Source organism: Chloroflexota bacterium, assembly GCA_009840625.1.
Lineage (GTDB): Bacteria > Chloroflexota > UBA11872 > UBA11872 > VXNJ01 > VXNJ01.
In genome coordinates, this window is the sequence record VXNJ01000008.1 from 18,870 (window position 1) to 35,114 (window position 16,245).

At 66.8% G+C, this 16,245-nt stretch carries 13 protein-coding genes; all 13 read left to right on the plus strand.

All coding sequences use genetic code 11. The annotated features are described in order from the left end of the window. Positions 1-302: 302 nt before the first annotated feature. The 13 genes from mrdA to F4X41_05570 all read left to right on the plus strand — a co-directional run bounded on the left by mrdA (position 303) and on the right by F4X41_05570 (position 16,245). Positions 303-2,438: a penicillin-binding protein 2 gene (mrdA, locus tag F4X41_05510; GenBank protein MYB16476.1), complete on the plus strand. Its 2,136-nt coding sequence runs from the start codon at positions 303-305 to the stop codon at positions 2,436-2,438. Then, entirely contained in the window at positions 2,270-3,595 is a 1,326-nt protein-coding gene (locus F4X41_05515; protein MYB16477.1) for a rod shape-determining protein RodA, read from the plus strand. Before mrdA ends, F4X41_05515 begins: the two co-directional genes overlap by 169 nt. Then, positions 3,534-4,535, plus strand: coding sequence for a homoserine kinase (locus tag F4X41_05520; GenBank protein ID MYB16478.1), 1,002 nt, complete (start codon positions 3,534-3,536; stop codon positions 4,533-4,535). The genes F4X41_05515 and F4X41_05520 overlap by 62 nt, the downstream gene beginning before the upstream one ends. Positions 4,536-4,714: 179 nt before the next feature. Then, positions 4,715-6,253 (plus strand): glutamine-hydrolyzing GMP synthase, encoded by a 1,539-nt coding sequence (gene guaA, locus F4X41_05525; protein ID MYB16479.1) that lies wholly within the window; start codon positions 4,715-4,717, stop codon positions 6,251-6,253. A gap of 4 nt (positions 6,254-6,257) precedes the next feature. Then, positions 6,258-7,562: a phosphoribosylamine--glycine ligase gene (gene purD / locus F4X41_05530; GenBank protein MYB16480.1), complete on the plus strand. Its 1,305-nt coding sequence runs from the start codon at positions 6,258-6,260 to the stop codon at positions 7,560-7,562. A gap of 163 nt (positions 7,563-7,725) precedes the next feature. Continuing rightward, positions 7,726-9,060 (plus strand): adenylosuccinate lyase, encoded by a 1,335-nt coding sequence (locus F4X41_05535; GenBank protein MYB16481.1) that lies wholly within the window; start codon positions 7,726-7,728, stop codon positions 9,058-9,060. Then, positions 9,047-9,931: a phosphoribosylaminoimidazolesuccinocarboxamide synthase gene (locus tag F4X41_05540; GenBank protein MYB16482.1), complete on the plus strand. Its 885-nt coding sequence runs from the start codon at positions 9,047-9,049 to the stop codon at positions 9,929-9,931. The genes F4X41_05535 and F4X41_05540 overlap by 14 nt, the downstream gene beginning before the upstream one ends. 20 nt (positions 9,932-9,951) lie before the next feature. Further along, positions 9,952-10,203 carry a phosphoribosylformylglycinamidine synthase subunit PurS gene (gene purS, locus F4X41_05545; protein ID MYB16483.1) on the plus strand — a complete coding sequence of 84 codons (252 nt, stop codon included), beginning with the start codon at positions 9,952-9,954 and terminating at the stop codon, positions 10,201-10,203. Then, positions 10,200-10,901 carry a phosphoribosylformylglycinamidine synthase subunit PurQ gene (gene purQ, locus F4X41_05550; protein ID MYB16484.1) on the plus strand — a complete coding sequence of 234 codons (702 nt, stop codon included), beginning with the start codon at positions 10,200-10,202 and terminating at the stop codon, positions 10,899-10,901. The genes purS and purQ overlap by 4 nt, the downstream gene beginning before the upstream one ends. Further along, on the plus strand, positions 10,898-13,096 hold the full coding sequence (gene purL, locus F4X41_05555; GenBank protein MYB16485.1) for a phosphoribosylformylglycinamidine synthase subunit PurL: 2,199 nt from the start codon (positions 10,898-10,900) through the stop codon (positions 13,094-13,096). Before purQ ends, purL begins: the two co-directional genes overlap by 4 nt. A gap of 1 nt (position 13,097) precedes the next feature. Beyond that, complete coding sequence (locus F4X41_05560) at positions 13,098-14,594, plus strand: amidophosphoribosyltransferase (GenBank protein ID MYB16486.1); 1,497 nt, start codon at positions 13,098-13,100, stop codon at positions 14,592-14,594. Further along, positions 14,495-15,613, plus strand: a complete 1,119-nt coding sequence (locus F4X41_05565) for a phosphoribosylformylglycinamidine cyclo-ligase (protein ID MYB16487.1) — start codon at positions 14,495-14,497, stop codon at positions 15,611-15,613. Before F4X41_05560 ends, F4X41_05565 begins: the two co-directional genes overlap by 100 nt. Continuing rightward, entirely contained in the window at positions 15,520-16,245 is a 726-nt protein-coding gene (locus F4X41_05570; GenBank protein ID MYB16488.1) for a phosphoribosylglycinamide formyltransferase, read from the plus strand. The genes F4X41_05565 and F4X41_05570 overlap by 94 nt, the downstream gene beginning before the upstream one ends.

The following is a 16,245-nucleotide window of genomic DNA, read 5'->3' on the forward strand; positions in this document are numbered from 1 at the left end:
CGGCCCTGGACCGAGCTCAGCATGGCAGCCGGCCTGGCGGGCCTGGTCTTAATTCAGGCCAGCTGGGAGGGGGTGTTGTCGGTGTTCGGACAACTCCCCGACCTGGCCCTGGTCCTACTGGTCGTCTGGGCGGTCCGATCGCGCCGCAACGCCGTGCTCTGGGCGGCCATCGGGGCCGGATTGCTGGCCGACGTCCTGGGCGGCACAGTCCCCGGCAGCCAATCGGCCGCGCTGATGCTGGCGGTGGCCCCGGCGGTGACCTGGCGATTCGTCCTGTTCGGCAGCACGCTGGCCTGGGCGGTATGCGCGGTAGCCGCCGGGACCGCGATCTATTACCTGGTTTTCGGGGCGCTCCTGTCGCTACAGGGCCTGACGGTCGCGGCCGAGTCGGCCTTAGCCGCCGGAGCTTACGCCGTGCTGCTCAACTGTCTGCTGGCGGCGGCCGCGCACTGGATCAGCGACCTTGTAATCGGTTACCTTTGGCCGCGCTCGAATCGGCTCCGCTCGCGCAGGCAATTCGGGGGAATCCGCCGATGAGCCAGAATCCGGGCCGCACCGATCAACGTGCCAAGGACCTGACCACACGGCGCAAGCTGATTCTGGGTGCGGCGGCCGGCGGGGCCGGAGCCCTTCTGGTCGGGCGGATGTGGCAGCTGCAGATCTTCCAGCACGAGGACTTGGCGCTAGAAGCCGAGGCCAACCGCACCCGAGTCGAAGAGGTGCCCCCGGTTCGGGGCATGGTGTTTGACGCCAGCGGGCGCCGCCTGGCCGACAACGTGCCGGTGTTTGATTTCTGGCTTGACACCGCCGGGGTCGATGTCGAAACCCTTCCCGACCTGGTCGCCGCCACCGCGGTCCCGATCGGGGCCGACCCGCCGGAGCTGTTCCGCACCCTCGAACGGGCGATCCTGAATGGATTCGGCGAGATTGAAATCGCCCGTAACCTGGATCGAAATACGGCATTGGTGGTCCGCGAGAACACCTTTCGTTGGCCCGGTATCGACCTGCGCCCGCGCTACCGCCGCGAGTATTTCAACGGCCAAACCATGGGCCAACTGGTGGGATTCACCGGCCCGATTCCGGCCGAATCCCGGGACTCCTACCTTGACCGCGGCGTAAGCCTCTCCGAAGACGTCGGATTGTCCGGAATCGAGATGCGCTTCCAGGACGATCTGCGCGGCACCAGCGGGCGCCGCCTGCTGGAAGTGGGGGCACTCAAACAGGACATCCGCGAACTCCACTACACCGCTCCGGTGACCGGCGCCAACGTTCATCTGACGATCGACTCGCCGTTCCAGGCCGGCATCACCGCGGTCCTGGAGCGGTTCCTTTCGCCCGAAGGTGCGGGAGTGGTGATCGTGCTCGACCCGCGCAACGGCAACGTGCTAGCCCTGGTCGACTACCCGACTTTCGACAATTCGTCGTTTGCCGCCGGAATCTCGGACGACGAATTCCAGGGCCTGATCTCGGACCCGCGCCACCCGCTGATTAACCACGCCATATCCGGTCTTTATCCGCCCGGCTCCACGTTCAAGATCGTCGCCGCCGCGGCCGCCCTCGAGGAAGGGGTGGTAAACGCCGAGACTCCATTCGAGTGCAGCGGCCACCTGATCCTGCCATCGGGCTGGATCTTCCACGACTGGCTCAAATCCGGGCACGGCACCGTTGACCTGCACCGGGCGATCGCCGAATCCTGCAACGTGTACTTCTACAAGATTTCGGGCGGCGACCCCTACGCCGGCTTCAGCGGCGTCCGCGACAAATCGCTCGCGCGCTATGCGCGCGAATTCGGATTCGGCCGCGCCTCCGGGATCGATCTCCCTCACGAGTCTCCCGGAACCGTCCCCGACCGGACCTGGAAGCAGACCGCTCTCGGCGCCCCCTGGGTCACCGGCGACACTTACCAGGCAGCGATCGGGCAGGGATTCGTCCAGGTAAACCCTCTCCAGTTGGCCAACATGTATGCAGCCATTGGCAACGGCGGCACGCTCTACCGGCCGCGTCTGGTTACCCATTTGACCAACTCCAACGGGGCCACCATTCGCCGACTCAATCCCGAGGCCATCGGCCAACTGCCGGTATCCGGAGCCAACCTGGCCCTGATTCGCCACGCCTTGGATGACGCGGTCCAGGGAATCAACGGCACCGGGTTTCGCGCCCGCACCGGCGCGGTGCGGTTCGCGGCCAAGACCGGTACCGCCGAATACGCCGGTCTGCGCGACGAGAACGGCAACCTGCCCGCACACTCCTGGTTTGCCGGTTACGCTCCATACGAGGATCCCGAAATTGCGTTTGCGGTGCTGATCCGCGATGGCGGCGAAGGCTCCCATACCGCCGCCCTGGTCGCGCGCGACGTGCTCGAGTTCCACTTTGGCGGCAAGGTCCCGCCGTTGCGCTACCCGACCCTGGCCGCCATCCGCGCGGAGGATCCGGAGTGAGGTTGGCGCGACGCCTGGCGGCCCTGGCGGCGCGATTTGAGCGACGCGACGCGATATTGTTCGTCGGCCTGGCCGGACTGATCACCGCCAGCCTGGTGGCGCTGGCGTTTCTGGGGGAGCCGCTCAGCGCCGGGCTGAGCTCGCAGGTGTTGCGGCAGTCGATTTTCGTGGCGCTGGGCGGGGCCGCCTATCTGGCGATGTCGCGGCTCAGCTACCGCGTCTGGTGGTCGCTGTCCTGGACCACCTATGCCCTGGCCATCATCCTTTTGCTGGCGGTATTGCTCTTCGGAGTCGAACGCGGCGGTTCGCAGCGCTGGTTCCTGTTGGGGGAAATCCAGTTCCAGCCCTCCGAATTTGCCAAAATCGCCCTGATCGTGACCCTGGCCCGCTTCTACACTCGCTCGCCGCTGGCTCTAACCACCCTGCGGGGTCACCTGCTGGCAGGGTTGATCACCCTCCCGTTGGCGCTGCTGGTGCTGCGGCAACCCGACTTCGGCTCGGCGATGTTGCTACTGTGCATCTGGCAGGGCATAGCCCTGGCCGCCGGCGTGGCCTGGCGCCGCCTGGTAATCCCGCCGCTGGTCACTCTGGCGCTGTCGCCGCTGATCTGGCTCACCCTGCAGCCGTACATGCGCGAACGGATCCTGTCCTTCTTCGACCCGGGATTTGACCCGCTGGGCTCGGGCTACAACGTCCTGCAGGCCCGCATCGCGATTGGCTCCGGCGGTCTTTGGGGCCGCGGGTTCTCCGAGTCTTCGCAAACCGTGCTCGAGTTCCTCCGCGTCCGCGAAACCGACTTCATATTTGCGGTTATCGCCGAACAGGCCGGACTCATCGGCGCGACCGCCCTGCTGGCCATGTTCGGCCTGGTGATCCTCTACTGCCTGATGGCATCGCTCTCGGCGCAAGATTCATTTGGCGGCCTGATTGCCGCCGGAGTCATGCTTATCTTTGTTTTTCAAGTGGTGATAAACGTCGGGATGAACGCCGGGGTGGTTCCGGTTACGGGACTTACGCTGCCGCTGGTCAGCGCTGGCGGGAGTTCGGTCCTGGCGCTGCTGGCCGGGCTGGGACTGGTGACCAGCGTATCGCACTATCGGGAACCCTCGTACGTCCAGTCGCGCAAGCGCCCCGCGATCGGGGACGTTGGTGAGTGAACCGGTCGTGAACGATGAGCTGCCGCCCCCGCGCGACCCCGTGCGGGTGCAGGTCCCGGCAACGTCGGCCAATCTTGGGCCCGGATTCGACTCGTTCGGGCTGGCATTGGATCTATACGACGAGTACCAGTTCGCGCCCGCGGACGAGCTGGCGATCAGTGTCGACGGCGGCGGGGGCGCCGAGATGGTCTCGCGCGATGAGGGCAACCTGGCGATTGCGGCCGCGCGCCAGCTGTGCGCCCGGGCCGGCGGCGAATTCGCCCATCTGCGATTGCACGAGGTTCTCAGAATCCCGATCCAGCGCGGGCTCGGTTCCTCGGCGGGGGCGATCTGCGCCGGCCTGGTGGCCGCCAATGCGCAGCTGGAGACTCCGGCCACGCTTGAGGAGTTGATCGAGGTCGCGGTGGACCTGGAGGGCCACCCCGACAACGCCGTCCCGGCGCTGGTTGGCGGGTTCTGCATCGTCCTTGACACCGGTCCGCGCCCCGAGTGGATGCGGATTGAACTGCCGGAGGATCTGGCGATCGCGGTAGCGGTGCCTGAACTTCACATTCCGACCGAGGCGGCCCGCCGGATGCTGCCGCGCAGGGTCCCGCTGGCCGACGCGGTCTTCAACGTCGGCAGGTCCGCGATGTTGGTGGCGGCGATCGTAAACCGCGACTACCAGAAGCTGGCCCATGCGATGGAGGACCGGCTGCACCAGCCGTATCGCGGCCAGCTGCACCCGGTCATGGACCACATGATCGGGGCGGCCCTGGCGACCGGCGCCTACGGGGCGGCCCTCTCCGGGTCCGGCTCCACGATCATTGCACTGCACTCCGGCGCTGATGAAACGGTGGAGCTGGCCATGCGCGCGGTTTGCGAAGCGACCGGGATTCCCTGCCGAACCCACGCCCTCAAACCGTCGGCGGAGGGCGCGCGAATAATCGGGGAAAGTTAGGCGATTCGACCCCCTCCGGCCCATATACTTGGCTGCGGCTTGGCCCGCCCGTATACGACCGGTCGTGCCAGCGCGCACCAGACGATGAACCAACCACCAGATATGGCTCCAGTCCATTTCTGGCCCATCCTGGCCCAGGACGCTATTGTGACCGCCGCCCGCGATCGCGACGCCATCGATTGAGCCCTGACCGCGGAACCGTTGTCGTGGTCGACTACGGGTCGCAGTACACCGCGCTGATCGCACGCCGGATTCGCGAAGCCGAGGTATACAGCGAAATCGTGCCGGCCACGGCCGATCTGCCCCAGATCCTGGCCCACAATCCGGTCGGAGTCGTCCTCTCCGGTTCCGATTCGTCCGTCTACGCCGACGGTTCCCCGGAACTGCCGGAAGGGCTCATTGAGAGCCAGTTGCCGGTGCTGGGGATTTGCTACGGTCACCAGTTGGTGGCCCAGAGCCTGGGCGGCGCGGTCGCCGGGGCCGAACGGCGCGAGTACGGTCCGGCCCAGCTGGAGATCACCGATCCCGGGCATCCGCTGTTTAGCGACTTCCCGGCCACCACCCGGGTCTGGATGAGCCACGGCGACCGGGTGATCCTGCCGCCGCCCGGATTCGAGCAGCTGGCCCGCACCGCCAATTCGGAATGGGCGGCGCTGGGCCGTGAAAACCTGATCCTTCTGCAATTCCACCCCGAGGTGTCCCACACCCAGCTGGGTCACGCCCTGCTGCGCAATTTCGCCCTGCGTGTCTGTCGCGCGCGGGCCGACTGGACCCCGTCGCAGTTCGTGTCCGGGACGGTGTCCGAAATCGCCGATCAGGTCGGCGAGGGCCGGGTGATTTGCGGAATCTCCGGCGGGGTGGACTCCTCGGTCGCGGCCGCCCTGGTCCAGCGCGCGGTCGGCGATTCGCTGACCGGGATCCTGGTCGACACCGGAATGCTGCGACTCGGCGAAGTTCCCGAACTAAGGCGCGCCCTGGGACAGCAGTTGGGGGTAAACCTGATCACGCTTGACGCAGCCGATCAGTTCCTGGGACCGCTCGCGGGGGTAACCGATCCCGAGCAGAAGCGCCACATCATCGGTGACAAGTTCTTCGACGTTTTCATCCAGCATGCCGAAGAACTGGGCGGGGCCGAATTCTTCGTTCAAGGGACCATCTACCCGGACGTGATCGAAAGCGCCGCCGCCGGACTCGGTTCGGCCAAGATCAAGACCCACCACAACACCCGCATACCCGATCGGCTGCACCTGGGCCTGATCGAACCGCTGCGCAATCTGTTCAAGGACGAAGTCCGCGCGGTCGGACTCGAACTGGGCCTGCCCGAGGAGATCGTCTGGCGACAACCCTTTCCGGGTCCGGGCCTGGCGGTCCGGATCCTCGGCGAAATCGACGCCGACCGGGTGGCGACCCTGCAACTGGCCGACCACATCTGGCGCGAAGAGATTGCCGCTGAAGGTTACGACCGGGCCGTGGCGCAGTATTTCGCGGTCCTGACCGGAGTGCGGACCGTCGGGGTCATGGGTGATTCACGCAGCTACGGCGAGCTGGCCGCCCTGCGGGCGGTTGAGAGCGACGACTTCATGACCGCCGACTGGTCGCGCCTGCCGCACGAACTCCTGGAGCGTGCCGCGACCCGCATCGTGAACGAGGTGAACGGGGTCACCCGGGTTGTATACGACATCACCTCCAAGCCGCCCGGAACGATCGAGTGGGAGTAGCCGGGTGAGGGTGTTGCTGATAGGTTCCGGCGGCAGGGAGCACGCGATGGCCTGGGCGCTGGCCCGTTCGGCGCGGTTTACAAAGCTATGGACGCTGCCCGGCAACGCCGGTACCGCCGAGTTCGGCGAGAACGTTCAGGGCGTTTCGGCCGCCGACGCCACCGCCGTGGCGGAACTGGCCGGCCGCCTGCGGCCAGACCTAGTCGTTATCGGACCCGAAGAGCCGCTCTGCGCCGGGGTGGGCGACCGCCTGGCGGCAGAAGGGTTCGCCGTATTCGGCCCTTCAGCGGCGGCGGCCGAAATCGAGTCCTCCAAGGCCTTCGCCAAAGAACTGATGAAGCGGGCCGGAATCGCCACCGCGGCGGCGCGCAGCTTCGACCGGGAGCCGGCCGCCGTTGCTTACCTGCGCCAAACCTTCGCCCGCGGCGAGGGGGTCGGCATCGTGGTGAAGGCCGACGGTCTGGCCGCCGGCAAGGGGGTCACCGTCTGCGACGACCTGTCCGCGGCCGAGGCCGCGGTTGCGGAGGCGTTCGGGGGCGCCTTCGGCCCGGCCGGCGAAACGATCCTCTTGGAGGAGCGGCTAATCGGCCGGGAAACATCGGCGCACGCCTTCACCGACGGGCGATCCGTCGCGCACATGCCCTTCTCGTGCGATCACAAACCGGTCTTCGACGGCAACCGCGGCCCCAATACCGGCGGAATGGGTTGCTACTCGCCGCCCGGCTGGCTCGACCGCGGCACGGCGCGGGAAATCCGGCGTTCGGTCACCGAGCGGGCCGTCCGGCGTCTCGCCGAAGAGGGCCGGGAATTCAGGGGCGTTCTCTATCCCGGAATGATGATCACCGCGCAGGGCCCAAGGGTGATCGAATTCAATTGCCGCTTCGGGGACCCGGAGACCGAGGTTCTGCTGCCCAGGCTGAGGACCGATTTCCTGGACGTCTGCGAGGCGGTGTCCACCGGCCGGCTGGCCGAACTCGAATTGCAGTGGGATGAGCGGGCCACGGTCGGGGTGGTGTTGGTCTCGCCCGGATACCCGGGGAGCTATCCGCGGGGGGCCGAGATTGAAGGCCTCGACGCGGTCGATCCGGGGGTCCACGTTTTCCTGGCCGGCGCCCGACGGATCGGTTCCAGGGTGTTGACCGACGGCGGCCGCGTGCTCTGCGTCGTTGCGGCCGGCGCGACGATCGGCGAGGCGCGTTCGCTCGCCTACGACAACGTCGCCCGGATCTCGTTTGACGGCGCCCACTATCGACGCGACATCGCCCTGGACGCCGAACCGGCCGCGCTGGTCCAGGGGGCGGCCTCGTGAGGGTCGCCTGCACCAGCCCACTCGGCTTCGACGGGCCGCGCATCCGCGGCCGGCGGAGTGCCGCCAGGCCATTCGGCCCGGAGATTGCCGGCCGTGCAAACTTATTGGCCCGGGCCGGATCCCGCGCCCCTTGTTCCAGCCTCGATATCGAGTCGCAACGGCAATGATCGATCGCTACACCCGACCCGAAATGGCCGCCATCTGGAACCGGCGGGCCTATTTCGAATACCAGCGCCAGGTCGAATTGGCGGTGGTTCGCGCCTGGGCGAAATTCGGCAAGATTCCGCTGGAAGACTGCGAGCTAATCCAGCGCGCAAGCTTCACCCTGGAGCGGATCGACGAGATCGAGCGCGAAGCCGACCACGAGACCAATGCTTTCGTGACCGCGCTGGCCGAATCGCTGGGTCCGGAATCGCGCTGGCTGCACCTCGGACTGACGTCCTCGGACGTGCTCGACACCGCCGGCGCCCTGCAGTTGCGGGCCGCGCTCGACCAGATCGGCGCCCGTCTGCGGCGGGTTGAATCCGCGGTCGCCAGATTGGCCTTAAAGCACCGCCGCACCGCGATGATTGGCCGCTCGCACGGGATGCACGCCGAACCAATCAGTTTCGGGTTCAAGCTGGCGAACTGGATCGCCGAACTGCGCCGCACGGCGGTCCGGCTGGCTGCCGCCCGCGATTCGATCGCGGTGGGCAAGATCGCCGGCTCGGTAGGAACGCACGCCAACGTGCCGCCGCGCGTGGAAGAAGCCGCCTGTGCCGAACTGGCCCTGGGAGTCGCCCCGGTGGCCTCGCAGATCCTGCAGCGCGACCGCCACGCCGAAGCCCTCTGCGCGCTTGCCCTCTGCGCCAGCACGCTGGACAAATTCGCCACCGAGATCCGACACCTGCAGCGCAACGAGGTAGCCGAGCTTGAAGAGCCGTTCGAGACGTCGCGACACGGCTCCTCCTCGATGCCGCACAAGCGCAATCCGGCCCGCTCCGAACGCATCAGCGGCCTGGCGCGGGTGGTGCGCGCCAATGCCCAGGTAGGACTCGAAAACGTCGCCCTCTGGCACGAACGCGACATCTCGCACAGCTCGGCCGAACGAATCGTGCTGGTCGATTCGACCACCCTGGTCGACTACATGCTCTGGCTATTCGCCGGAATCATGGAGGGGCTGGCGGTCTACCCGCAACGAATGCGGGAAAACCTGGACCTGACCCGCGGCCAAATCTTCTCGCAGGCGGCAATGCTGGAGCTGGTCGAGTCCGGAATGAACCGGCAGGAAGCCTACGACCTGGTGCGCGCCGAGTGCCACGCGGCGGCGGCGACCGGCGAGCATCTGCACGGTCTGCTGGCCAGGCATCCGCAGGTGATTCGGCATATCGAGCCGGAGCGCCTGGCCGCGGTCTTCGACATCGAACGACACCTGCTTCACGTCGACGAAGCGTTCGCCCGCCTGGGCCTTAACCAATTAGATTCCACACCCTTGAAAGGTGCCGATGAACTCGACTAGCCTGCTGCAGACCGAGATCGAAGGACTCGAACTGCTCTCCCGCGGCAAGGTCCGCGACATTTACGCCGTGGGCGAAGACCGCCTGCTCCTGGTCACCAGCGACCGCCTCTCGGCCTACGACGTGGTCCTGCCGGACCCGATACCCGGCAAGGGGGCGGTGCTCAACCTGCTTTCGGCCTTCTGGCTCGAGCGCACCCGCGACATCATCGCCAACCACCTGATCAGTACCGACGTGGCCGATATGGACCTGCCCGCCGGCGCCGACCCGGACCAGCTGCGCGACCGCAGCATGCTGGTGCACCGCACCGAGCCGGTCCTGGTCGAATGCGTGGCGCGGGGCTACATCACCGGTTCGGCGTGGTCCGAGTACCGCCGCGACGGCACCGTTTGCGGCATCAAATTGCCGGCCGGGCTGGTCGAGGCCCAGAAACTGCCGGAGCCGATTTTCACGCCCGCCACCAAGGCCCAGACCGGACACGACGAGAACATCTCCTACGAGCAAATGGTCGATATCGTCGGCGGCGACCTGGGCGCGCGGCTGCGCGACGTGACGCTGGCGCTTTACTCATACGGACACGACTACGCTGCCGACCGCGGCATCATCCTGGCTGACACCAAGTTCGAGTTCGGAATCCTGAACGGCCAGTTGCTGCTCATAGACGAAGTCCTGACCCCCGACTCGTCGCGGTTCTGGGACGCAAGCGGCTACGCGCCGGGGTCCTCGCCGCCCAGTTATGACAAGCAATACGTGCGCGACTGGCTGGTCGATTCCGGCTGGGACAAAGAACCGCCGGCTCCGAATTTGCCACCCGAAATCATTGCCGCCACGAGCCAGAAATACGCGCAGGCGCTGGCTCGAATCAGCGGTTGAAGGGCCAGTTGCCGCGCTACCTGGCCCGGGTCGAAGTCCGGCTCCAGGCCGACGTCAACGACCCGCCCGGCAACACCGTCGCCGACGGCCTGCTGCAACTCGGTTTCGACGGGGTGCGTTCGGTCCGCATCGGCAAGCTGATCGAAATCGAGCTGGAGGCCGACGGCGCCGAGGCGGCGCTGGCCGACACCGAGGCGATGGCCAGCCGGCTGCTGGCCAACCCGGTCATTGAGGACTTTGCGATCCAGGTCCGGGAAACGGCGGCCAGTTGAAGGCGGCGGTGCTGGTTTTTCCAGGGTCCAACTGCGACCGCGACGCGCAGCGGGCGTTGCTGGAATCGTCGGATTTTGCGGCCGATCTGGTCCCCCACGGACGACGCGATCTGGGCGGTTACGACCTGATCGTGCTGCCGGGGGGATTTGCCCACGGCGATTACCTGCGCTGCGGAGCGATCGCCCGTTTCTCGCCCTGTCTGGAGGGCGTTGCGGCGGCCGCCGGGCGAGGCGTGCCGGTGCTGGGCATCTGCAACGGATTCCAGATTCTGCTTGAGGCCGGCCTCTTGCCGGGGGCGATGCTGCCCAACGAGTCAAGCCGTTTCGAGCACGGCTGGATCAGGGTCCGCTGCGAAGCGGCCGACACCGCCTTCACCGCCGCTGCGGCCGAGGGCAACGTGCTGCGCCTTCTGATCGCCCACGGCGAGGGCAATTACCATGCCCCGCCCGATCAACTTGCCCGGATCGAATCCGCCGGCCAGGTGGTCTTCCGGTACTGCGACGGACGCGGCCGGCTGGGACGGGCGCACAACCCCAACGGGTCGGTCAACCACATTGCCGGGGTCTGCAACCAGGCGCGCAACGTCGTCGGCCTTATGCCGCACCCGGAACGGGCCAGCTCCGCCCGCCTGGGCTCGACCGACGGGACCGCATTCTGGGATTCGGCGGCGCGCTGGTTGATGGACCGCCGGTCATGATGCCGAGCGCGGCCCAGCTCCGGGCGGTCTCCATGACCGAAAACGAATACCGCCGCTGCCGGGACATGCTGGGTCGGGCGCCCAACGAGGTGGAACTGGGGATTTTCGGGGCGCTCTGGAGCGAGCACTGCGGCTACAAGCACTCCCATGCGCTGCTCAAGCGACTGCCGAGCCGATCTCCGCGGATGCTGGTTGGCGCCGGCGAGGAGAACGCCGGCGTGGTCGACATCGGCGAGGGGCTGGCCTGCGTATTCAAGATCGAAAGCCACAACCATCCCAGCGCGGTCGAGCCGTTCGAGGGCGCCGCCACCGGCGTGGGCGGGATCATCCGCGACATCTTCACCATGGGGGCCCGGCCGGTCGCGCTCCTGGACTCGCTCCGGTTCGGACCGCTCAACAGCGACCGCAACCGCTATCTTGCCAACGGCATCATCGCCGGGATTTCCCATTACGGCAACTGCGTCGGGATCCCCACCGTAGGCGGCGACACCGCAGTCGACGAGTGCTACGCCGGCAACCCGTTGGTGAATGCCATGTGCGTGGGGCTGATGCGCCACGACCAGCTCACCCGCGCGGTCGCCGCCGGAGTCGGCAACCCGCTGATCCTGGTGGGCACCGATACCGGTCGCGACGGGGTCCACGGGGCCACCTTCGCCTCAGTCGAGGACCCGGAGCAATCGGCCCGCGGAGTAGTCCAGGTGGGCAACCCGTTCATGGAAAAACTGCTGATCGAGGCCTGTCTCGAGCTGCTGGCCGGCGATTCGGTGGTCGGTCTGCAGGACCTGGGCGCGGCCGGCCTCACCAGCTCCAGCGTAGAAGCCGCCGGGCGCAGCGGAGCCGGGGTCCGTATCGACGTTGCCAAGGTGCCGCGCCGCACGCGCGGACTTTCGCCCTACGAGGTGATGCTCTCGGAGAGCCAGGAACGAATGCTGGTCATAGCCCGGCGCGGCCGCCAGGGCGAGGTCATGGACCTTTTTGAGGGCTACGGCCTGCATTGCGCCGAAATCGGCCAGGTGACCGACGACGGGTACCTGACCGTGAGCGAGTCCGAGCGCACGGTTGCCCACGTTCCGATACGGCATCTGCTGGACCCGCCGCGCTACCGTTACCCGGTCAATCGGCCGCGCTATCTGGAAGAAGTCCAGCCACTGCCAAACCCATCCGAAACCGCCAGTCCCGATCTGGTCGCCGACCTCCTGCAGCTGCTGGCCAGCCCCAACATCGCCAGCAGCGCGCCCATCTGGCAAACCTACGACCAGACGGTGGGCACGCAGACGGTGCGCTCCGGCGGCGGCGACGCGGCGATCCTGGCCATTGCCGGCAGCAACCGCGGCCTGGCCCTGGCGACCGCGGGGAACTCGCGCCAGGTCTACCTGGACCCGCACGCCGGCGGCGCGCTGGCGGTGGCCGCGGCGGCGCGGGCGGTGGCCTGCGCTGGCGCCAAACCGATCGCGATCACCAACTGCCTCAACTTCGGGTCGCCCACCGAGCCGGCGGTCTACTTCCAGCTGGTGCGCGCTATCGAGGGAATGGCCGATGCCTGCAACGCGCTCGATCTGGTCGTGACCGGCGGCAACGTCTCGCTGTTCAACGAGACCGAGGGTCGCCAGATTCATCCCAGCCCGGTCATCGGGATGCTGGGGTTGATCGAAGACGTCGACAAAGCGGTCACCGGCAGCGCCCTGAGGCCGGGCCGGGCGCTGCTGCTGCTGGGGCAGCAGGAGGGCGATCTTTCCGCCAGCGAGTACCTGGCGGTGTGTCGCGATTCGGTGAGCGGCCGGCCACGGATTGACCTGCCGCTGGAGCGACGGCTTTGCGAATTGATCCTCGAGCTGGCCGCGGCCGAACTGCTTTGCGCCGCGCGCTGCCCCTATCGCGGCGGCCTGGCGGTGACCGCGGCCGAGATGGCCATCGAAGGCGGGGTCGGTCTGCTGGTCGACAACCTCCCGCCCGGCGACCCGGAGACCGTGCTCTTCGGCGAACCGGCGGGCCGAGTCCTGATCTCCGCGGACCCGAAACTGGTGGAGCAAATTCGAAAGACCGCAGCCGCAAAGGGTGTTCCGCTGCTGGTGCTGGGGCACGCCCAGGAACCGCGGCACATCGAATTCGGCGACCTTCTAAAGCTGGACCAAGATGCCGCCGAGCGGGCCTGGAAAAGCGGTCTCGCGAACGCCCTCGCCGGGCGGGCCAAATAGAATGGGACTGCCGACAGAAGACCGAAAGGTCCACAGCATAGTCGCCGCGAACCAGAACCAATACTGGTTCAATCCCCAGATGCGGGGATTTGCCGAAGAATGCGGCGTATTCGGCGTTTACGGACCGGGGCACGACGTTGCCCGCCGCACCTATTTCGGGCTCTACACCCTGCAGCACCGCGGCCAGGAGAGCTCCGGAATCGTCGTCAGCGACGGCAAGCGGCTAAAGCTGCACAAACGCATGGGGCTCGTATCCCAGGTCTACGACAACCAGTCGCTGTCCGAACTGCGCGGCGACCTCGCGATCGGGCACAACCGGTACTCGACCACCGGTTCCAACCGCATCGAAAATGCCCAGCCGATCGTCACCGAAACCGAGTTCGGCCCGCTGGCGATCGTGCACAACGGGAATCTGACCAACACCGATGAGCTGCGGCAGCAGTTACTGGCCCAGAACAAAACCATCCTGGGCACCTCGGACACCGAGGTGATCCTGGCGGTCGTGGCCTCGGCGCCCGGATCCGACCCGGTGCAGAAGATCGTCAACGGGATCTCGCAGTTGCAGGGTTCATTCGCGCTGATATTCCTCACCGCCGACCGCCTGATAGCGGTGCGCGACAAGCTGGGCAACCGTCCCCTGTGCCTTGGCCGGAGCGACGACACAATCTTGATCGCCTCCGAGTCGTGCGCGTTCGCCGCCCTGGAAGCAAACTTCGAGCGCGACATCCTGGCCGGCGAAGTAGTCGTTATCGACGCGGAAGGGGTTTCCACGATCAGCCGGGACCACATGGCCCCGCCGGCTTTGTGCCTTTTCGAGTACATCTACTTCGCCCGGCCAGATTCGGACATCGAGGGTGTGAACCTCTATCGCGCGCGCCTGGCAATGGGCCGCGCCCTGGCCCGCCAGGCGCCGGTCGACGCGGACCTGGTGATCGGTATCCCCGACTCGGCCACCGCGGCCGCGATCGGCTACGCCGAAGCGGCTGGAATTCCCTACGGCGAGGGCCTGGCCAAAAGCCGTTACATCGGGCGGACCTTCATCGAACCCGACGACGAAACCCGCAAACTCGGCATCAAGCTCAAGCTGAACGCCCTGCCGGCGATTACGGCAGGAAAACGACTGGTCGTGGTAGACGATTCGATAGTTCGCGGCAACACGACCCGCGAAATCGTAAAGCACCTCAAAGAGGCCGGTCACGCCGCCGAAGTCCACATGCGGATTTCGTCCCCACCGGTCCGCTGGCCGTGCTTCTACGGAGTCGACATCCAGCAACCGAGCCAGTTGATCGCCCACGCATTTTCGGTCGACCAGATCTGCAGCAGCATTGGCGCCGACTCGCTTGCCTATCTGACCCTGGACAGCCTGAAAAAAGCCGTAGATTCGCCCAGGGCGCAGCTTTGCACAGGCTGCTTCACCCGCGACTATCCGGCGCCGGTGCGCCCCGGGGTCGGCAAGCACGCGTTCGAACCGGCAGTCGAACCGGCCCTGACCCCCTAGAACCGAAATTGCCCGGGCCCATTAGCTATCGCTCCGCCGGGGTCGACATTGCAGCCGCCGACGAGCTGCTGGAGGACCTGGGAGAGCGCCTAAAGTCCACGTACACGCCCCTGGTACTGGCCGGATTGGGCGGGTTCGGCGGAGCCATGCGGCTGCCTCCCGGTATGTCCGATCCGGCTCTGGTGCTCAGCATCGATTCGGTTGGCACCAAGATCGCCGTGGCGGCCCGCCACGGACGGCTTGAATCCATCGGGGCCGACCTGGTCAACCACTGCGCCAATGACGTCCTGGCAATGGGCGCGCGGCCACTGGCGTTTCTCGATTACGTCGCCCACAGCGATTTGCCCAACAGCGCGCTCGAAGCGGCGATCGGCGGCGTGGCCGACGCCTGCCTTAAGCATTCGGTGCCTCTGATCGGGGGCGAGACCGCCCAGCTACCGGGCATCTACCGGAGCGGTCAGCTCGATCTGGTCGGCGCTATGGTCGGTGTTGCCGAGACCGAGCAGTTGCTCACACCGGACAGAGTCTCGTCTGGGGACTTGCTGATCGGCCTGCCGTCCAACGGAATCCACACCAACGGGTATTCGCTGGTGCAACGCGCCCTGGACGGACTGGATCATTCCGCACACAATCCGGAGGTGGGTCGGCCGCTGATCGACGAAATGCTGGCGGTGCACCGCAGCTACGTGAACGAGTTGACCCCATTCCTGGACCGAATTCACGGCCTTGCCCACATTACCGGCGGCGGAATCTGCGCCAACACCGCACGGATCGTACCGCCCGGGCTTTCCGCCCAATTCGGCTGGGGCAGCTGGCAGGTACCGCCGATATTCCACCTGATCCAGCGCCGCGCCCAGATTGGATTCGAGGAGCTGGCGCAAGTTTTCAACCTGGGGCTCGGAATGGTTGTGATCGGCAGGCGCGAATTGGCCGACGACCTGGTCCGGCAGATCCCGGGCAGCACCCTGGTGGGCCAGGTAATCGAGTCCGCCGGGGCGCGGGCCGAGATCCTGCGTTGAGCAAGCCCTTGCCGCTGGCGGTCCTGGTCTCGGGCCGCGGATCCAATCTGCAGGCCATCGCAGACGCCTGCCGCCAGCGAAAAATCCTGGCCGAGGTCAGGATCGTCATCTCGAACCGTCCAGACTGCCGGGGCATTGAATTCGCCCGCCAGGCCGGTATCGAGACTTTCGCCTTGGGGCGGATTCGCGCCGGCGGGCGCGCCGCGCAGATGGCCGGGTTTGCCGACGCGGCCGGGGCGGCCGGTGCCGAATTGGTGGTCTTGGCAGGATTTGACCGGCTGGTCAGCGGGGCCCTGCTGGACCGATTCGCCGGCCGGATCATCAACATCCATCCGTCGCTGCTGCCGGCGTTCGCCGGGGCGATGGCCCCCGGACCGCAGTCAGCCGCCGTCGACGCCGGAGTCAAATACGCCGGCTGCACGGTTCATCTCGTCACCGACGAACCCGACGCCGGCCCCATCCTCGACCAGGCGATCGTAAGGGTCTGTGACAACGACGATCCGCAGCGGCTGGCAGAGCGGATCCTGGCGGCCGAGCATCGGCTGCTGCCATCGGTAATCGACCGGCTGGCCCGCTGCGAGCTGCGTGTCGTAGGTCAGCGGACCACGTTTTCATGCATGCCCGGGGATTGA